The sequence below is a fragment of the Rathayibacter sp. AY1C7 genome (assembly GCF_002931865.1).
Taxonomy (GTDB): domain Bacteria; phylum Actinomycetota; class Actinomycetes; order Actinomycetales; family Microbacteriaceae; genus Rathayibacter.
Map to the genome: position 1 here is coordinate 57,782 of NZ_PSWB01000021.1, position 17,928 is coordinate 75,709.

Consider the following 17,928-nt stretch of genomic DNA (forward strand, 5'->3'; position numbering starts at 1 on the left):
CCTCCTCGCATGACGGAGACGGTGATGGGTGCGGTCGCAGCGAACTTCGGTCGCGACATCGACCGCACCCTCGCCAAGCTCGCCGGCATCATCGCTCACGCCCGCGAGCGCTCGGTCGACCTGCTCGTGCTCCCGGACGCGACCCTCGGCGGCTACCTGCTCGACCTCCAGCACCCCGGGCCGGACCTGCCGCCGAGCCTCGAGCTCGATGGGCCGGAGGTCGCCCGCGTGGCCGAGCTGGCGGGCGATCTCACCGTGTGCTTCGGGATCGCGGAGCGCGCGCTCGAGGGCGGTCGCGAGGTCCGCTACGACACCGCGGTCTGCGTGCACGGCGGGCGCTTGATCGGCACGCACCGCAAGGTCCACCTGCCGCTGGGCGAGTCCGAGGCGTACCTGCCGGGTCGCGGCTTCGCCGCCTTCGACTCGCCGATCGGGAGGATGGGGATGCTGATCGACTTCGACAAGACCTTCCCGGAGTCCTCGCGCTCGCTGGCCCTCGACGGCGCGGAGGTGCTGGCCTGCCTCAGCGCGTGGCCCGCGAGCGTGACCGACCGCTCCGATCGGATCCGCAACGACCGCCAGGCCCACCTGTTCGATCTCTACGACTGCGCCCGCGCCGCCGAGAACCAGGTCTACCTCGTCTCCTCGAACCAGACCGGCGTGCTCGGCGGCCTGCGGTTCCTCGGGCAGGCGAAGGTCGTGGATCCGGCGGGAGAGATCATCGCGAAGACCTGGGCGAAGGGCGGGCTCGCGCTCGCCTCCGCTGACGTCGCCGGCTCCGTCGCCCGCGCCCGCCGCACGATGCACCACCTCCGCGACCGCGCGGAGCACGCCTACCGGAGCTGAGATGCGGATCTGCCTGCTGACCTACTCCACCCGGCCGCGCGGCGGGGTGGTGCACACCCTCGCCCTCGCCGAGGCGCTCGCGCGCGCCGGACACGACGTCACGGTGCGCACGCTCGCCCGGGGCGGCGACGACTCCTTCTTCCGCCCCGTCGATCCGTGCGTGACCGTGCGGGTGGTGCCCTTTCCGCACCGCGAGGGCGAGCCGGTCGGCGCCCGCATCGTCCGGTCCATCGCCGCGATGGCCGAGGCCCTGCGGGGCGAGGACGCCCCGGTCGTCCACGCGCAGGACTGCATCTCGGCCAACGCGGCGCTCGCCGCCGGACTCGCGCCGATCCGCACGATCCACCACCTGGACGACTTCACCACCCCGGAGCTGCGCGCCTGCCACGACCGCGCCGTCCGGCTCCCCCTGACCCGGCTGTGCGTGTCCGCTGCGGTCGCCGAGGAGGTGCGCGCCGGCTGGGGGCTGCTGCCCGACGTGATCCCGAACGGTGTCGACGCGGCGCGGTTCGCGGCCGCCGTCGACGATCCGCTGACCGGGGGGTGGCGGGCCGAGCTCGGCCCGTACCTCCTCGCCCTCGGCGGCATCGAGCCGCGGAAGGGCAGCATCGAGCTGCTCGAGGCGTGGGCTCTGCTGCGCGAGCGCGGCCACGACGTCGCGCTGGTGTTCGGCGGCGGCGAGACCCTGTTCGACTACCGCGAGTACCGGGCCGCCTTCGACCGGAGGGCGGCCGAGCTCGGGATCGCTCCGGTGATCCTCGGCACCGTTCCGGAGGAGAGGCTCGCTCCGCTCGTCGCCGGCGCCTCCGCGCTGGGCTTCGTCTCGGTGAAGGAGGGGTTCGGGCTGGCGGCGATGGAGGCGCTCGCCGCGGGGGTGCCGGTCGTGGCGCGGGAGCTGCCGGTGATCCACGAGGTGTTCGGGGACGCGGTCCGCTACGGGCGGGACCCCGCCTCCTTCGCCGACGCGCTGGAGGAGGCCCTGACGCTGCCCTCGCCGGACGGCCGGGCCCTGGCCGCCTCGCACTCCTGGGACGACGTCGCGGCCGCGCATCTGCGGTTCTACGAGCGGGTGCTCGACGGCTCGGTTCAGAGCTCAGGAGGAACTCCTCCGGACGGGCCGGGATCCGCGCGAGCAGGCGTGCCCGGATGACTCCGTCCTGCCGCCTGGACACGATCGGGCGCCGCCGGTGACCCGCCGGTCGATCTCGCGCATCGTCACCGGTCTCGCCGACGCCGATCCCGACCGGATCGTCGCCGTGGCCGACGAGGGCGCGCTGACGGCGGGGGAGCTCGACCGCGAGAGCACCCGCCTCGCCCGCGCCTACCGCGATCTCGGCGTCCGGACCGACGACCTCGTCACCGTCTCGCTCTCGAACTCGCTGGACGCGCTCGTCGTCTGCGCGGCGGTCTGGAAGGCGGGCGCCGTGCCGCAGCCGGTCTCGACCGGGCTGTCGGCGACGGAGCGCGCCGAGGTGGAGCGGATCGCGCGGCCGGCGCTCGTCATCGGCGCGCCCTCCTCCTCCGCTGTCCCGTGGCGCGCGGGCGACTGGCGGCCCGGGCCGGAGGTGCCGGCCGGCTCGCTCGAGGACCGGTGGGCCTCGTCCTGGAAGGCGCCCACCTCCTCCGGCAGCACGGGGCGGCCGAAGGTGGTGCTGGCCGCGGGCCCGGCGCTGCTGGATCCGGACGCGCCGGTCGCGCCGTTCCTGCCGCGCGAGGGCGTGCAGCTGGTGAGCGGCCCGCTGATGCACTCGGCGACCTTCACCTACGCCTTCCGCGGGCTGATGACCGGGCAGCGCCTGGTGCTGCTGCCGCGGTTCGACGCCGCCCGGGTCCTCGCGGCGATCGAGGAGCACCGCGTCACCTGGACCCTGCTCGTCCCGACCACGATCCGCCGCCTGCTGGCTGCGCCCGAGCGGTCGGGGGCGGACGTGTCCTCGCTCGCGACGGTGCTGCACCTCGGAGCGCCCTGCGCGCCCGCCGACAAGCGGGCGCTGATCGGCTGGCTCGGCCCGGAGCGGGTGGTCGAGGTCTATGCGGGCAGCGAGTCGAACGGACTGACGATGATCACGGGCCGGGAGTGGCTGGAGCACCCGGGCAGTGTCGGACGGCCGATCAGCGGGACGACCCTGCGCATCCTGCGGGAGGACGGCACGGAGGCTCCGACCGGCGAGCTCGGCCGCATCTGGCTGCACCGCGGCGAGGCCCCCGCCTACCGCTACCTCGGCGCGGGCTCGCGGCGGACGGAGGAGGGCTGGGACACCCTCGGCGACGTCGGCCGCATGGACGGGGACGGGTGGCTCTGGGTGGTCGACCGCGCCGACGATCTGATCCTCCGGGGCGGAGTGAGCGTCTGGCCGGCCGAGGTCGAGCGGGTGCTGGAGGCCCTGCCCGGAGTCCGCGGGGCGGTCGCCTTCGGCGTGCCGGACACGGAGCTGGGGCAGGCGGTGGAGGCGGTCGTCGACGTGGGCGACGCGGGCGTGGACCCGGCCGGTCTGCTCGCTCGGGCGAACGCCGCGCTGGGCGCTGAGCGGCGCCTCCGGGCCCTCCGGATCGTGCACGAGCCCGTTCGGAGCGACGCGGGCAAGGTCCGTCGCTCCGCGCTCGCCCCCGTGGCGCAGACGCTCGGGACCCACCGTTCCGCCGGCACCCCGGATGGGCCAGAGTAGGCCCTGCGCCCCCGCGCACCGACCCCAGGGAGACCCGATGAAGTACATGCTGATCATGCGCGCGACCGATGCGGCGAAGGAGGCATACGCCTCGATCCCGTTCGACGAGATCATCACCCGGATGGGGCAGTACAACGAGGCGATGATCGAGGCGGGCGTGCTGCTCTCGGGCGACGGCCTGGCCGACGACGTCGCCTCCTCCGGCTTCGTGGTCGACTTCTCCTCCGAGCCGCCGACCGTCGTCGACGGCGCCTACGGCCCGACCGAGTCGCTCTTCAACGGCTTCTGGATCATCGGGGTCGACTCGAAGGAGCAGGCCCGCGAGTGGGCGCTGCGCTGCCCGCTGGTGCCCGGCAACCGCCTCGAAGTGCGCCGGATCACCGACGAGAGCGACTTCGCGGAGTTCGCCGACAACGAGTACGTGCAGAAGGAGGCCGGCTGGCGCGAGGACGAGGCGGCCCGCGCCTCCGGGGACTGACGCGGCGGCGGGCGTCACGCCTCCGTGACGACGCCCGCCTCGACGTGCCAGTGCCGCGTCAGCTGCACCGTCTCGAGCATCCGCCGGTCGTGGGTGACCAGCAGCAGGGTGCCCTCGTACGCCTCGAGCGCCTCCTCCAGCTGCTCGATGGCGACGAGGTCGAGGTGGTTGGTCGGCTCGTCGAGCACCAGGAGGTTCGTGCCGCGGGCCTGGAGGAGCGCCAGGGCGGCCCGCGTCCGCTCGCCCGGCGAGAGCTCGCCGACGCGGCGGCCGACGTGGTCGGCCTTCAGCCCGAACTTCGCCAGCAGCGTGCGGACCTCGGCGGTCGGCCACTCGGGCACCAGCGCCTCGAACGCGTCCGCGAGCGGCACCTCGGCGGCGAGCATCCCGCGGGCCTGATCGATCTCGCCGATCGCCACGCTCGCTCCGAGGGAGGCGCCGCCCTCCTCCGGCTCGGCGCGGCCGAGGAGGAGCGACAGCAGCGTCGACTTGCCGGCGCCGTTGGGCCCGGTGATGCCGATCCGGTCGCCCGCGTCGACCTGGAGCGACACCGGCCCGAGCGTGAAGGCGCCGCGGCGGGCGACCGCGCCGTTCAGTGTCGAGACGACCGAGCTCGAGCGCGGGGCGCTGCCGATCGTGAAGGCGAGCTGCCACTCCTTGCGCGGCTCCTCGACCTCCTCGAGCCGCGCGATCCGGCTCTCCATCTGGCGCACCTTCTGCGCCTGCTTCTCGCTCGACTCCGCCGAGGCCTTGCGGCGGATCTTGTCGTTGTCGGGGGCCTTCTTCATCGCGTTGCGCACGCCCTGGCTCGACCACTCCCGCTGGGTGCGGGCGCGGGAGACCAGGTCGGCCTTCTGCTCGGCGAAGTCCTCGTACTTCTCGCGGCGCTGGCGGCGCGCGGTCTCGCGCTCCTCCAGGAACGCGTCGTAGCCGCCTCCGTAGACCCGGTTGGTGCCCTGCGCGAGATCGAGCTCGAGCACGCGGGTGACGCTGCGGGCGAGGAACTCGCGATCGTGGCTCACGAGGACCGCGCCGCCGCGGAGCCCGCGGACGAAGGCCTCCAGGCGCTCCAGGCCGTCGAGGTCGAGGTCGTTGGTCGGCTCGTCGAGCAGCACCACGTCGAAGCGCGAGAGCAGCAGCGCCGCGAGGCCGACCCGCGCCGCCTGCCCGCCGGAGAGGGAGGTCATCGTCGAGGAGGCGGCCGCGGCGCCGAGCGACAGGCCCAGGTCGGCCAGGACGACCGGGGTGCGCTCGTCGAGGTCGGCCGCGCCGCTCGCGAGCCAGCGGTCGAGCGCGAGGGCGTACCGGTCCGCGATCGAGCCGTCGGGATCGGGGTCGGCCAGGGCGGAGGCGGCGGCGTCGAGCTCGGCGGAGGCCTCGGCGCAGCCGGTGCGGCGCGCGATGTAGCCGGCCACGGTCTCGCCCTCGCGGCGCTCGTGCTCCTGAGGCAGCCAGCCGACGAAGGCGTCGCCCGGCGAGAGCACGACGGAGCCCTCGAGCGGAGCCGTCTCGCCCGCGAGGATGCGCAGGAGCGTCGACTTGCCGGCTCCGTTCGCCCCCACGACGCCCACCACGTCCCCGGGGGCGACCGTCAGGTCGAGTCCGTCGAACAGGGTGCGGTGCGCATAGCCTCCGGAGAGGCCCTTGGCGACGAGGGTGGCGGTCACCGGTCCAGCGTAGGCGCGGGCGACTCGCTAGACGGCCTGGTGATCAGCCGGTCTAGGATGTGCGGATGAGCGACACGAGCCTGCGGAGCGGCGCCGGGTACTGGTACCCGGACGAGTCGTCCACCCGCCGTGCGGTCGAGGTGCTGAGCGCCATGCGCACGTACCGCGTCTCCGAGGTCTCGATGCGCCGCCGCACGCGCGAGCGGATGGCGATGGGCGAGACGGACCTGATCGCCATCCAGTACCTGCTCCGCCAGCAGCGCAAGGGCGAGCTGGTGACCGGCAAGGACCTGGCCTCGCACCTCTCCATCTCGTCCGCGTCGACCACGGTCCTCATCGACCGCCTGGTCCGCAGCGGCCACCTCGTGCGCAAGCCCAACCCGACCGACCGGCGCGGGATCGTCGTGGAGGCGACCGTCGACAGCGACGACGAGGTGCGCGCCACGCTCCAGGAGATGCACCGCCGGATGCTCGAGATCGCCGAGGACCTGGACGCTCCCGAGGCCGAGGTCGTCGTCAACTTCCTCCGCCGGATGAGCGCGGCCGTCGACCAGATCGACGCGGAGCACGGCGACGGGCACGATACGGACGAAGCGGACGACGCGGAACCCTCCGCAGCGAAATAGCTAGACGGACTAGTAATAAGCCGGGGGGCCTATAGTCTGGCGGCATGGGTCAATTCCTCTACGGCACTCCTCCCGCCGTCATCGAGATCGAGGACCGGACCCTGGCCCACCTCCAGATCGTGATCTACGCGAAGTTCCGCCGCGACGAGCGCTTCAGTCTCACCCTCGACTCGATGCCCGAGGGCGCGCGCGGCCGCCACTCCTTCTGGATGAACCCGAACATCGCCCTGCAGTTCCACTTCGCGGGGAGCCGGCAGCCGACGATCAACCCGGCCTGGGTCGAGCTCCTGATGGACGCGGCGAACAGCGGCGGCGGGCTGCGCCTGCTCCCCGAGCCCCCGTCCTGACCCGGTCCCGGTGAGGCCGACCCGGCCCCGGCGACCGCGGAGCTCCCTGCACGACGGTGGATCCGCAGCACCGGCCTCCTGCGACAGCGCACGTGCCCCCGGCCGCCCCGTCTCCTAGGGTGGAGCGGGCGCCGCGGGGCGTGCGGAGGGCGGGGGACATGCGCAGGACGGTCATCGGAGCGACGGCACTGGCCGGTGTGCTCGCGCTCGCGGGGTGCTCGGCGCCCGCTCCGGCTCCGACGGTCACGGTCACCGTGTTCGCCACGGCGACGCCGACTCCGGTGCCGGACCCGACCGTCACGGCGGCGCTCCCGCAAGCGACGGCCACGGTCTTCGCGCCGGTCCCCGAGGCGACGGTCACCTTCACGCCGAACGCGACACCGGACATCCCCGAGACCGCCTTCGCGGTCGACAACGGCGCGGTTCCCGGGGCGAACGGCGAGCCGACCCGCGACGGGGAGGGGGACATCGTGAGCTACACCGTGGTGCAGGGCGACACGTTCTTCGACATCGCGCAGCGCTTCGGGATCCCGGTGCAGCAGCTGCTCCGGATGAACCCGACGATCGCCGGAGCCGGCGAGGCGGTCTACATCAATGCAGTCATCAACCTCGACGCGAGCACGCTGGGCTGAGCGGAGCGGCGAGCCGCGGAGGCGGCCGCCCGGAGCGACCCGGCTACTGCGACTTCGGCAGGACGTGGAACGCGACGGCGAGCGATCCCGAGATCATCAGGATGCCGCCGACGAAGAGGAATCCGGCGATGTCGGGCAGCAGGAACGAGTTGCCGAGAACGAGGATCCCGCCGAGGAACAGCACGAACGAGAGGACGACGCCCAGACCAGTCATGCCCTCATCGTACGCAGGTCACGGGAGCAGGAGGTCCGCGAGCTCCTCGGCGCCGGACACCAGCGCGATCGTCCCGACCGCCTCGAGCGGCGATCCGTAGCCCCACTCGACCATGATCGTCGGCACGCCGTGGGCGGCGGCGCCCTGCACGTCGTGCTCGCGGTCGCCCACCATCACCGGCGCCGAGAGGTCGACGCCGAGCTCGCGGAGCCGGCGCAGCGCCTCCTCCACGACGTCGGCCTTGGCGCTGCGGACCTCGTCCTCGGAGGCGCCGCAGATCACCGTGAAGTACTGCGCCAGTCCGTAGTGCTCGAGGATGCGCGTGGCCGCCGACTCCGGCTTGGAGGTCGCGAGCGAGAGCGGCACGCCGGCCTCGGCGATGCGCGCGAGCACCTCGGGCAGCCCCGGGTAGACCGAGGAGTCGAACAGTCCGCCCGCGTTGTAGCGGCGGCGGTAGACCACGAGCGCGGCCTGTGCCTCCTCGACGGTCATCCCGCCGAGCTCGCGGAACGCCTCGAGCAGCGGAGGGCCGACGTAGGCCAGCAGCTCGGCCGGAGCGGGCACGGGGCGGCCCAGCTCGGCGAAGGTCTCGACGAGGGTGCCGGTGATGCCGGGGGCCGAGTCGGTGATCGTGCCGTCGAGGTCGAACAGGATGCAGGACCAGGTGCCGGCTCGCGCGTCGAGGCCGGTGGCGGCGAGGGTCGTGTCGGACATGGCGGGCTCCTGACCTCGGAGGACGGGGTGACGCCGGCGCTGCCCCGCCGGGGGCCACACTCTACGGCCGTTCGGCGTCCAGAGCCCGTTCGACGAACGAACGGGTGACGACCTGGGCGATCGAGCCGGGGTCGAGCTGCACGGCGACGAAGTCGGCGGTGCGGATCAGCGCGAAGGCCTCGCGTCCGGGGAGGACCAGCATCTGCACCCGCGGATGCTGCTGCCGGGGGACCGCGGTGCGCACCTCGTCCGTGGAGGTGAACAGCGGCAGGACCTGCTCCCCGGTGGTCGTCGCGACGGTGCGGACGTGCGGCACGCCTCCGGGCTGGGAGCCCGTGACGTCGACCACGAGGGAGCCGTCGAGGCAGGCCTCGAGCAGCCGGTCGACGGCCTCGGCGGTGGGAGCGGCGACGAGCGCCTCCAGTGCTTCCCGAGCCTCCGCATTGCGGTACGGACCGGGTCGCGCCGGGCGTGCAGGGGGTCCGCCTCGTCGTGCCATGACTCCACGCTAACGAAGACCGGGGCGTGATCGGAATCGCCGGGTCCGGTTCCCGGGAATGCGCGCGATCGGTGTCCGGAATCGTTACGGCCGTCTGCGGACACCGTGTCCTCTATTCGACGGCTGGTGGCGAACAGCTCGATTCCGCCCTGATTGCCTCCGCTTATCCTGAACATTCCCCTCGACATGGCGCGAGAAAGGGACGAATGGCGCCATTCATGGCGCACTCGATTGTGAAAGGGGGTAATGTCTCTTCCGGTCCGGGTCGAGACAGTCCGGTCCCGCGAACTCCAGGAGGAAAAGTGGCCCAGAAGATCACGCTTGTCGACGATATCGACGGAACCCTTATCGATTCCGGTGACGGCGGTACCGTCCGCTTCAGCATCGAGGGCGCCAACTACGAGATCGATCTCGGCCCCGACAACATCGCCGAGCTCCACTCGGCGCTCGAGAAGTTCGTCTCGAGCGCCCGCCGCGTCGGCTCGCGCCCCGCGGCCGCCACGAGCGTCGCGACCGCCTCCAAGAGCGACCCCAAGCAGCTCAAGGCCATCCGCGAGTGGGCGAACGCCAACGGCCACCCCGTCTCCGACCGCGGACGCATCCCCTCCGAGGTCCAGGCCGCCTACCAGGCCGCCCACAAGTAGCGGCCGCCGGGCTCTCGACCCGGTGAGACGCCGCATTCCCGGGCCTCGCGCCCGGTGAGCGGAAGGCCCCCGTGATCCGATCGCGGGGGCCTTCGCCGTGCCTGTCGCCGCGTCTTCGCCGTGCCTGTCGCCGTGCCTGTCAGAACAGGCGCGTGTGGGAGTCGTCGGTGCCGCGCATGGCCTCGTAGTCGAGCACCACGCAGCGGATTCCGCGGTCCTCGGCGAGAGTCCGCGCCTGCGGCTTGATCTCCTGAGCGGCGAAGACTCCCGTCACCGGGAAGAGGTGCGGATCGCGATTCATCAGCTCGAGATAGCGGGTGAGCTGCTCCACTCCGTCGATCTCGCCGCGGCGCTTGATCTCGACGGCGACGGCGGCTCCCGAGGAATCGCGGGCGAGGATGTCGACCGGGCCGATCGCGGTCATGTACTCGCGCCGGACGAGAGTGTGCCCCTCTCCGAGGAGGCCGATCTGCTCGGCGAGAAGGCGCTGGAGATGCGACTCCACTCCGTCCTTCACGAGTCCCGGATCGACGCCGAGCTCGTGCGCCGAATCGTGCAGCACCTCGTGGATCGAGACGACGAGAGCGTCGCCGGTCTTGCGGTGCGCGACGGTCCACTGCTGCGTCACCCCCGCGGCGCGCGCCTCCTCGTCGGGCTCGCCCGTGATCAGCGTGCAGGGAGGGCTCATCCAGTTCAGCGGCTTGTAGGAGCCACCGTCGGAGTGGATGAGGACGCTCCCGTCGGCCTTGACGAGCAGGAGGCGGGTGGCGAGCGGGAGGTGGGCGCTGAGACGGCCGGTGTAGTCGACGGAGCAGCGCGCGATGACGAGACGCACCCGTCGAGGATAGACGGCGCGGCTCCGGCGGGCTCCCGGCTCAGCGCGCGGCGACGGGAGGCCGGCGGCCGAGCGGAGGAGCGGGCGGCGGCACCGAGAGCGAGGCGCGCAGCGCGACGGCGAACTCGGCCGGCGCCTCCGCCCACGGGTGGTGGCCGCTCGACTCGATGACGGCCAGGCTCGCCTGCGGCAGGAGCGCGGTGAGCGCCTCCAGAGCGGCGACGCCCGTCACCGGATCGTCCTCCCCGCCGAGGACGACCGCGGGGCAGTCGAGGCGCTGCAGAGCGTCGCGGATCGCCGCGGTGTCGTCGGAGCCCGCGGGAGCGGTGTGCTCCTCACGGGGAGCGTGGTCGTCGATCCCGAGCCAGGCGGTGCCGGGGGCGATCAGGAGCAGGTGGGCGACGCGCTCGGGCGCGTCCACGGCGGCGAGCAGGACGGCGCGGCAGCCGGAGTCGTGCGCGGCGAGATCGAGCTCGTCGACGCCGAGGTGACGGCGCAGGTCCTCCACGTCGGCGGCCGTCGTGGCCGGGGGAGCGGGAGGCAGCTCCGCGGAGCCGCCCACTCCGCGCGGGTGCAGCACGAGGACCCGGCGCGTGCAGGCGATCGAGGCGAACGAGCCGAGGTAGGAGGGATGGCGCTCCGGCTCGCCGGGGACGACCACCAGGGGCCGCCCCTGACCGGCTCCGTGCTCGTCGACGTGGAGCAGGGCGCCGTCGCGCGCTCGGTACCGCATCCGCTCCCCCTCCGCCGCCGTCCTGGGAAGCCTAGGGGGAGGCGCGCCGGTGCGCCCGGGCCCCACGGGGGCTTGCGGAGGCGGGTGGAGCGGGGCGGTCAGCTCCGCCGGCTGCGGGCGGCGGGGGAGGCGAGCCCCGCCACGACCACCAGGGCCAGCACCAGGAAGAGGGCGTTCAGCAGGCCGTAGTGCTCGCCGAGGAAGCCGATCGCCGGCGGTCCGACCAGGAACGCGACGTAGCCGAGCATCGCCACCGCGCTGACGCGGGCGGCCGAGTGCGGCCCCTCCGCCGCGGCCGACATGCCCACCGGGAAGCCGAGCGAGCAGCCCAGACCCCAGGCGACCGCGCCGACGACGACGAGCGCGTCGACCGGGGCGAGGATGAACAGCAGGATGCCGACGATCGCGAGCCCGGCGGAGGCGCGCAGCACCGGGACGCGGCCGAAGCGGTCGAGCACGGGTCCGCCGATCACGCGTCCGACCGTCATGGCGGCGACGAACACGCCGAACACGACGGCGGCGGTCGTCTTGTCGGTGCCGTGGCCGTCGACCATCGCCAGGGTCAGCCAGTCGTTCGCGGAGCCCTCGGCGAAGGCCATGCCCAATATGATCAGGCCGATGAGGACGAGGCGGCCGTCGCGCCAGACGCCGAGGGAGGCGGCGACGCGCTCGCGGACCGGCGGCTTCACCGTGGTCGCCGCGCCGGAGGTGTCGAGCTCCTCGCGGACCGGGACGAAGCAGATCGCGATCACCGCGGTCACGGCGATCACCACGGCTATCGCGCCGAGGTGGACGGCGACGGGCACGGCCAGGGCGGAGGCGCCCGCGCCGACCAGCGCGCCGGCCACGGTGCCGAGGCTGAAGAAGGCGTGGAACAGCGGCAGGAGCGTCTTGCCGAAGGCCTTCTCGTTGGCCGCTCCCTCGACGTTCATCATCACGTCGACCGCACCGTTGCCGAAGCCGAGCGTCGCCATGCCGGCGAAGGCGGCGGGGAGGACGCCGATGACGTCGGCCGAGACGCCCAGCACCGCGAGCCCTGCCGCCGAGACGGTGAGGCCGAGCGCCATGCCGCGCCGGGCGCCGATCGCGCCCATGACCGGCGTCGAGAACGCGAGTCCGACGATCGCGCCGATCGACATCGAGAGGATCAGCAGGCCCACTCCGGCGGTCGAGAGCTGGAGCTCGTCGCGGATGGCGGGGGTGCGCGAGACCCAGGTGGCGATCGAGATCCCGCTGAGGACGAAGATCGTGAAGACGGCGTTGCGCCAGGCGACCAGCTGCGGGCGCGTGAGCGCGGACGTCGAGGTCATGGCGGTCCTCCTGGTGCGGGCGGGATCCGGGCATCGGATCGAGAGGCACGGTCGAATCGATTCGAAGCGAGCCGGTCTAAGCTATCCGGAACCCCGGGGACGGTCAACCGACGACGAGCGCGCCGCCCCCACGAGGAGGAACGTGGAACCCCGCAAGAGCCCCCGGCCGACGCTCGCCCGCGTCGCGAGCCGGGCCGGAGTGTCCCCCTCCACCGCCTCGCTGGTCTTCAGCGGCTCCGGCCCCGTCTCGGAGGCCACGAAGGAGCGGGTGCTGCGCGCGGCGTCCGAGCTCGACTACGCCGGTCCCGACCCGCGGGCGCGCTCGCTCCGCCGCGGCCGCTCGGGGATCGTGGGGGTCGTCGTGGACGAGCGGATGCTGCACGCGTTCCGCGACCCGATCAAGATCGCCATGCTCGACGGGATCGCCGACGTGCTCGGCGGGGTCGACGCCGGGATCCTGCTGCTCACCGAGACCGGGGACGGCGCGGGCCTGCTGGCGACCGCCCCGGTCGACGCGATGATCCTGGTCGGCTGCAGCCCGTCGGTCGACGACTCCGTCGCCGTGCTGCGCCGCCGGGGGGTGCCCGTCGTCGTGGTCGAAGGCCTCTCGGAGCTGGGCGGCGCCGTGATCTCGCTCGACAACCGCGAGGCCAGCCGCACCCTCGCGGAGCACCTGCGCGAGCTCGGCCACGAGCGGGTCGCGGTGGTCTCGCTCCCGTTCGCGAAGGACCGCCGCCGCGGCGCGATCCCGCCGGGCTGGCGCTCGAGCCCCAGCATCACTCCGGTCGACCGGCTCCTCGGCGTGCAGGACGTCTTCCCGGACGCGTCGGTCGTCGCCGCCGCAGCGAGCTCGGTCGACGAGGGCGTCGCCGCGGGCCGCACGCTGCTCGAGGGGGCGGAGCCGCCGACCGCGGTCGTCGCGCAGAGCGATCTGCTGGCCGCGGGCGTGATCCTCGCGGCGGAGGAGCGCGGGCTGCGCGTGCCCGAGGACCTCTCGGTGGTCGGCTTCGACGGCGTGCAGGTGCCCGGTCTCGCGGCCGAGTACGACCTCACGACGATGGCCCAGCCCGCGGTCGAGAAGGGCCGTGCGGCGGGACGGGCCGCGGTCGCGCTCCTGGCCGACGAGGAGGCGGAGGCGGTCTGCTTCCACGCCGTCTTCCACCGCGGGAACACCAGCGCTCCGCCGCGCTGACCGGACTTGTCCACAGGCTTCTCCACAGGGGAGGAGTGCGGTCAGCGGAGCCAGACGTCGCTGCGGACCCGGAGCCCGAGGGTGACCGCGCGGGCGCCGAGGAAGCCGACGGCGAAGGCGAGCCAGAGCGCGAGGAGGCGCCATTCGGCGGGCGCGGCGGGGGCGAGCAGGGCGAGCGGGACGAAGACGGCGAGGTTCGCGAGGCCGCTGAGCGCCAGGTAGCGGCCGTCGCCGGCGCCGATCAGCACGCCGTCGAGCACGAAGACGTAGCCGCCGAGCGGAGCGGTGAGGCCCACGACGGCGATCGCCGCGGGCAGCAGCCGCAGCACCTCCGGGTCGCTCGAGAAGACGTACGGCAGGACACCGCTCAGACCGGTGACCAGTGCTCCGAGCACTACTCCTGCACCGATTCCCCAGGTCACACAGCGTTTCGTGACAGCTCGGGCCTGCTCGGCGTCGCCCGCGCCGAGGAGGCGGCCCAGCAGCGCCTGCGCGGCGATCGCCACCGCGTCGAGGGCGAAGGCGACCGTCGAGAACAGCGTCATCGCCACCTGGAAGGCGCCCAGCTCCTCCGCCCCGAGCGAGGTGGCGGTCGCGACCGCGAGCAGGATCGCCGCGCGGAGGCTCGCTGTGCGCAGCAGCATCCAGCCGCCGGATCCCGCGGAGGAGGCCAGGCCCGCGAGGTGCGGCCGCAGCGGCGCGCCGACCCTCCGGGCGAGCCGCAGCGCGACTCCCGCGTAGGCCGCGAGCATGGCCCACTGCGCGATCACCGTCCCCAGTGCGGAGCCGGTTATCCCCAGGCCGGCCGGGTAGATCAGCACGGCGTTGAGAGCGGCGTTGAGAGCGAATCCGCCGGCGGCGATCACCAGCGGAGTGCGGGTGTCCTGGAAGCCGCGGAGGAGCCCGGTGAGCGCGAAGACGCCGAGCATGGCGGGGATCCCGGCCATGCTCACCGCCAGGTACCGCACGCCCGCCTCGGCAACCGCCGGCTCCGCGCCGAAGAGCGCCACGACGGCCGAAGCGGTCAGCGCGCCCACCACGGCGATGCCGGCGCCGAGGAGCAGGGCCAGCCAGCCGCCGTCGATCCCGGCCGCCACGGCCCTCCGCTCGTCGCCCTCGCCGAGGGCCCGGCCGACCCGCGGAGTGGTGCTGTACGCGAGGAAGACCATCAGGCCGACGATCGTCTGCAGCACCGTGCCGCCCAGCGCGAGCCCGGCGAGCGGGACGGCGCCGAGATGGCCGACCAGGGCGGAGTCGGTGAGCAGGAAGAGCGGCTCGGCGACCAGCGAGCCCAGCGCCGGGACGGCGAGCCGGAGGATGCTGCGGTCGAGGGCGGAGGTCACCGCTCGACGCTAGCGGCTGCCGCAGCTCCGGGACGGGCGTACCGTGGGCGGGATGCAGCGCTTCGGGATCGGGCTGGCGGCCGTGGGCCGGCCGGCGTACATCACGGCAGGGCGCGACGACGACCTCGGCCCCGCGGCCGAGCGGAGCGTCGACGCGCTGCGCGAGCGCACGCACCTGCTGCTCGACGCGGCGTGGGACGCCGGCGTCCGCTTCCTCGACGCCGCGCGCTCCTACGGGCGGGCGGAGGAGTTCCTCGGCGGCTGGCTCGCCCGGCATCCGGAGCGGCGGGCGGCGCTCACGATCGAGTCGAAGTGGGGCTACGAGTACGTCGGCGGGTGGGCGATGGATGCGCCGGTGCACGAGCGCAAGGAGCACTCGGTCGCGATGCTCGACCGCCAGTGGCCGCTCACGCTCGACGCGCTCGGCTCGGCGCCCGACTCCTACCTCGTCCACTCGATCACTCCCGAGAGCCCGGCCCTCACCGACCGCCCGCTGCTGGACCGACTGCGCGGCCTCGCCGGCTCCGGAGTGCGCGTCGGCCTCTCCACCAGCGGACCCGAGCAGGCGCGCGTGATCGAGCTCGCCCGCGCGATCCCGGAGTCGCCGTTCAGCGCGGTCCAGAGCACCTGGAACCCGCTCGAGCAGTCCGCGGGCCGGGCGCTCGCCGCCGCGCACGACGACGGCTGGCTGGTGGTGGTCAAGGAGGCCCTCGCCAACGGGAGGCTCGTGGCGCACCCGATCGAGCACGCCGCCGCCGCGCCGGACGCCGTCGCCCTGGGGGCCGTCCTCGCGCAGCCCTGGGCCGACGTCGTGCTGAGCGGCGCGGCGACTCCGGAGCAGCTGCGGGCCAACCTGCGCGCGCGGCCCCGGGAGCTCCCGGACCTCCCGGCGCTCGCTGTGGATCCGGTCCGCTACTGGGCCGAGCGCTCCGCTCTCGACTGGACCTGAGAGCACTCGAACGAAGTGGCGCGTGCGCTCCGGCGCCGCACGGGATAGCGTTCCTCTCAGCGCCCCGTCTGCCCTCTCTGCGAGGGCTGGCGCGCGGATCGGCCCTCGTGATATCGCCCGAGGGGATCCGCCCCGGCCCGCCACCCCTCTTCGAGTGCGGCCGAATCGAGCTTCCGATTCTCAGGCGATCCGCAGGTTACGGGCGGGGCGACGGCAGTGCCAGAGGAAGCGGGGAGCGCGGGCTTAACGGGGGGTGACGCATCGGCGGGCTATGCCGGGGAGGCCGGACGGCCGTGGTCCGAGGGGTCGATCCGGATGGCGCACTCGAGGAGCTCGGCGCTCCTCCACAGGGCGCGGATCAGCGCGGGCATCCCCGGGAGCGATCGTCACGATCCCGAGCCCTCAGGACTCGGAGCCCCGCCGGACCCGCAGCCGCGTCTCCTCGAGGTCGAGCAGCGACTGGGCGTCGCGGAGGATGCGCTGCGGGTAGGCGCGGCGCGAGCGCGCGTCCAGCAGCGCCTCCCGCTCGGCCGCGACCACGGCGAGGCGCAGCGCTCGGTAGAGGCGGTGCGGAGTGTCCGCGACCGACCTCTCCGTGCCGCGCGAGCGCTCCCAGGCGGCCTCGGAGCGGAGGAACGACGTCTGCCGCACCCGCTCCAGGACGTCCGGAGCGACGCCGTCGGCGCCCTCGACGGCGTCGCCCGGGCGCTCCAGCACCGAGAGGCCCTTCTCGGTGATCTCGTCGAGCAGGCCAGCGAGTGCGCGCTGGTCCTCGGGCACGTCGATCCCGCGGATGCCCAGCGCCCGGATCAGCAGCGGCAGCGTGCTGCCCTGGATCAGCAGGGTCGCGACGGCCACGGTGAAGGCGATCAGCACGAGCTGCGGACGGTACGGGATGTCCTCGGGCAGCGACTGCGCGGCCGCGAGGGTCACCACTCCGCGCATCCCGGACCAGCCGAGCACCAGACCGCCGCGCCAGCCGATGCCGTTGCGGCTGAAGTGCCGGTAGTCGCTGCGCCGCAGCAGGTAGCGCCGCTTCGCCCGGCCGCGCTCCTCCTTCGGCAGCTCCTGCGCCTCGGGCGACTCGAGCAGCTCCTTCTGCTCGCGGGCCCGGCGCTCGGCCCAGCGGGTCTGCCAGCGCTCGCCGAGGAGGACCGGCCCGACCCAGAGGAAGCGCACGACGATCAGCCCGACCACCGCGATCAGCCCGATCCCGACCGCTCCGGGCACCGAGAGGCGCGCGCTGTCGGCGTCGTGGATCAGCGAGCGGATCTCGAGACCGATCAGCAGGAACACGCCGTTCTCGAGCAGGAACTGCACGGTCCGCCAGTTGATCCGGTCGTTCACCCGCGACTGGGCGGTGAAAGCGCGGGAGGAGGCGTGCCCGGTGTGCAGGCCGGCGACGACCACGGCGAGCACGCCCGAGGCGCCCAGGCCCTCGGCGGGGATGAACGCGACGAAGGGGACGATGAAGGAGAGGACGGTGTTGAGCACCGGGTCCTCGAGCCGCGAACGGACGAAGACGGTGACGACGCTGGCCACGAACCCGACCACGACGGCCACGACGACCGCGTAGAGGAAGTCGCCGATCGCGGCCCACGGCGTCGCGAGCGTCCCCGCGGCGGCGGCGAGGGCCGAGCGGAGGAGGACCAGCGCGGTCGCGTCGTTGATCAGCCCCTCGCCCTCGAGCAGGGTGAGCAGCCGCGGCGGGAGGCCGAGCCGCCGGCCGACCGAGGTCGCGGCGACGGCGTCGGGCGGGCTGATGATCGCGCCCACGGCGATCGCCAGGCCCAGCCCGAGCTCGGGGAGGAGGAGGAAGAGGAGCGCGCCGACGCCGGCCGCCGAGATCAGCACCAGCACGACCGACAGGCCGGTGATGGTGGTCAGATTCCGGCGGAAGTCGATGAACGGGACGCTGAGCGCCGCCGCGTACAGCAGTGGCGGCAGCACGCCGTCGAGCACCCACTCGTGCGGGACGACCACCTCCGGCACCCCGGGGATGTACGAGAGGCCGACGCCGGCGAGCACGAGGACGATCGGGGCGGCGACGCCGAGGCGCCGCGAGAAGACGGCGACCGCGACGAGGACCGAGACGCCGACGATCGCGGCGATGCCCAGCTCCATCAGCGGAGGCTCTCAAGGGCGCAGAAGGGCATGGTCTCGTCTCCAGGGGGTGGCGGGCGATCGCCCGCCACCCCCTGGAGACGAGACCATGCCCTTCTGCGCCCTTGAG

The 17,928-nt window shown here is 73.7% G+C and carries 19 protein-coding genes; 10 read left to right on the top strand and 9 right to left on the bottom strand.

Annotation, left to right across the window (positions count from 1 at the left end; translation table 11 throughout):
* Nucleotides 1-9 precede the first annotated feature (9 nt).
* The 4 genes from C5C69_RS12035 to C5C69_RS12050 are packed head-to-tail and all read left to right on the top strand — an operon-like array spanning nucleotide 10 to nucleotide 3,990.
* Entirely contained in the window at nucleotides 10-846 is an 837-nt protein-coding gene (locus C5C69_RS12035; protein WP_104257961.1) for a carbon-nitrogen hydrolase family protein, read from the top strand.
* 1 nt (nucleotide 847) lies between these two features.
* Nucleotides 848-1,996 (top strand): MSMEG_0565 family glycosyltransferase, encoded by a 1,149-nt coding sequence (locus C5C69_RS12040; RefSeq protein ID WP_104222632.1) that lies wholly within the window; start codon nucleotides 848-850, stop codon nucleotides 1,994-1,996.
* Nucleotides 1,997-2,033: 37 nt separating this feature from the next.
* On the top strand, nucleotides 2,034-3,512 hold the full coding sequence (locus C5C69_RS12045) for an AMP-binding protein (RefSeq protein ID WP_104257962.1): 1,479 nt from the start codon (nucleotides 2,034-2,036) through the stop codon (nucleotides 3,510-3,512).
* Between the two features lie 37 nt (nucleotides 3,513-3,549).
* Nucleotides 3,550-3,990, top strand: a complete 441-nt coding sequence (locus C5C69_RS12050) for a YciI family protein (RefSeq protein ID WP_104222630.1) — start codon at nucleotides 3,550-3,552, stop codon at nucleotides 3,988-3,990.
* Between the two features lie 14 nt (nucleotides 3,991-4,004).
* Here C5C69_RS12050 and C5C69_RS12055 read toward each other — a convergent pair whose 3' ends face one another.
* Nucleotides 4,005-5,657 (bottom strand): ABC-F family ATP-binding cassette domain-containing protein, encoded by a 1,653-nt coding sequence (locus tag C5C69_RS12055; protein ID WP_104222629.1) that lies wholly within the window; start codon nucleotides 5,655-5,657, stop codon nucleotides 4,005-4,007.
* 65 nt (nucleotides 5,658-5,722) lie between these two features.
* On the opposite strand from C5C69_RS12055, the gene C5C69_RS12060 reads away from it, so the two are divergent.
* From C5C69_RS12060 to C5C69_RS12070, 3 genes are all read left to right on the top strand, one after another.
* Nucleotides 5,723-6,283 carry a MarR family winged helix-turn-helix transcriptional regulator gene (locus C5C69_RS12060; RefSeq protein ID WP_104233013.1) on the top strand — a complete coding sequence of 187 codons (561 nt, stop codon included), beginning with the start codon at nucleotides 5,723-5,725 and terminating at the stop codon, nucleotides 6,281-6,283.
* 44 nt (nucleotides 6,284-6,327) lie between these two features.
* Nucleotides 6,328-6,630, top strand: coding sequence for an ATP-dependent DNA ligase (locus C5C69_RS12065; RefSeq protein ID WP_104233014.1), 303 nt, complete (start codon nucleotides 6,328-6,330; stop codon nucleotides 6,628-6,630).
* Between the two features lie 158 nt (nucleotides 6,631-6,788).
* Nucleotides 6,789-7,262, top strand: coding sequence for a LysM domain-containing protein (locus C5C69_RS12070; protein WP_104222627.1), 474 nt, complete (start codon nucleotides 6,789-6,791; stop codon nucleotides 7,260-7,262).
* A 43-nt stretch (nucleotides 7,263-7,305) separates the two neighbouring features.
* On the opposite strand, the gene C5C69_RS17015 is transcribed toward C5C69_RS12070, so the two are convergent.
* The 3 genes from C5C69_RS17015 to C5C69_RS12080 all read right to left on the bottom strand — a co-directional run bounded on the left by C5C69_RS17015 (nucleotide 7,306) and on the right by C5C69_RS12080 (nucleotide 8,689).
* Nucleotides 7,306-7,476, bottom strand: a complete 171-nt coding sequence (locus C5C69_RS17015) for a hypothetical protein (RefSeq protein ID WP_159911733.1) — start codon at nucleotides 7,474-7,476, stop codon at nucleotides 7,306-7,308.
* Between the two features lie 18 nt (nucleotides 7,477-7,494).
* Entirely contained in the window at nucleotides 7,495-8,190 is a 696-nt protein-coding gene (locus C5C69_RS12075) for an HAD hydrolase-like protein (RefSeq protein ID WP_104257963.1), read from the bottom strand.
* A gap of 61 nt (nucleotides 8,191-8,251) precedes the next feature.
* Complete coding sequence (locus C5C69_RS12080; RefSeq protein WP_104222625.1) at nucleotides 8,252-8,689, bottom strand: SseB family protein; 438 nt, start codon at nucleotides 8,687-8,689, stop codon at nucleotides 8,252-8,254.
* Nucleotides 8,690-8,991: 302 nt separating this feature from the next.
* Here C5C69_RS12080 and C5C69_RS12085 point away from each other — a divergent pair, with 302 nt between their 5' ends.
* Nucleotides 8,992-9,333, top strand: a complete 342-nt coding sequence (locus C5C69_RS12085; protein ID WP_104222624.1) for an Lsr2 family protein — start codon at nucleotides 8,992-8,994, stop codon at nucleotides 9,331-9,333.
* A gap of 139 nt (nucleotides 9,334-9,472) precedes the next feature.
* Here C5C69_RS12085 and nucS read toward each other — a convergent pair whose 3' ends face one another.
* The 3 genes from nucS to C5C69_RS12100 all read right to left on the bottom strand — a co-directional run bounded on the left by nucS (nucleotide 9,473) and on the right by C5C69_RS12100 (nucleotide 12,211).
* Nucleotides 9,473-10,168, bottom strand: coding sequence for an endonuclease NucS (nucS, locus tag C5C69_RS12090; RefSeq protein ID WP_104222623.1), 696 nt, complete (start codon nucleotides 10,166-10,168; stop codon nucleotides 9,473-9,475).
* Between the two features lie 40 nt (nucleotides 10,169-10,208).
* Nucleotides 10,209-10,901, bottom strand: coding sequence for an alpha/beta fold hydrolase (locus C5C69_RS12095; RefSeq protein WP_104257964.1), 693 nt, complete (start codon nucleotides 10,899-10,901; stop codon nucleotides 10,209-10,211).
* A gap of 98 nt (nucleotides 10,902-10,999) precedes the next feature.
* Nucleotides 11,000-12,211 carry a sugar MFS transporter gene (locus C5C69_RS12100; protein WP_104257965.1) on the bottom strand — a complete coding sequence of 404 codons (1,212 nt, stop codon included), beginning with the start codon at nucleotides 12,209-12,211 and terminating at the stop codon, nucleotides 11,000-11,002.
* Between the two features lie 142 nt (nucleotides 12,212-12,353).
* Between C5C69_RS12100 and C5C69_RS12105 the strand changes: the two genes are divergently transcribed.
* The gene (locus tag C5C69_RS12105; RefSeq protein WP_244230542.1) at nucleotides 12,354-13,403 is read left to right on the top strand and encodes a LacI family DNA-binding transcriptional regulator; all 1,050 of its coding nucleotides are present in this window, start codon (nucleotides 12,354-12,356) and stop codon (nucleotides 13,401-13,403) included.
* A gap of 41 nt (nucleotides 13,404-13,444) precedes the next feature.
* Here the strand turns inward: C5C69_RS12105 and C5C69_RS12110 are convergent, their stop codons facing one another.
* Nucleotides 13,445-14,746 carry an MATE family efflux transporter gene (locus C5C69_RS12110; protein WP_104257966.1) on the bottom strand — a complete coding sequence of 434 codons (1,302 nt, stop codon included), beginning with the start codon at nucleotides 14,744-14,746 and terminating at the stop codon, nucleotides 13,445-13,447.
* Between the two features lie 52 nt (nucleotides 14,747-14,798).
* On the opposite strand from C5C69_RS12110, the gene C5C69_RS12115 reads away from it, so the two are divergent.
* Complete coding sequence (locus C5C69_RS12115) at nucleotides 14,799-15,695, top strand: aldo/keto reductase (RefSeq protein ID WP_104257972.1); 897 nt, start codon at nucleotides 14,799-14,801, stop codon at nucleotides 15,693-15,695.
* Between the two features lie 402 nt (nucleotides 15,696-16,097).
* Here the strand turns inward: C5C69_RS12115 and C5C69_RS12120 are convergent, their stop codons facing one another.
* The gene (locus C5C69_RS12120; RefSeq protein WP_104257967.1) at nucleotides 16,098-17,819 is read right to left on the bottom strand and encodes a sodium:proton antiporter; all 1,722 of its coding nucleotides are present in this window, start codon (nucleotides 17,817-17,819) and stop codon (nucleotides 16,098-16,100) included.
* Between the last annotated feature and the right edge of the window lie 109 nt (nucleotides 17,820-17,928).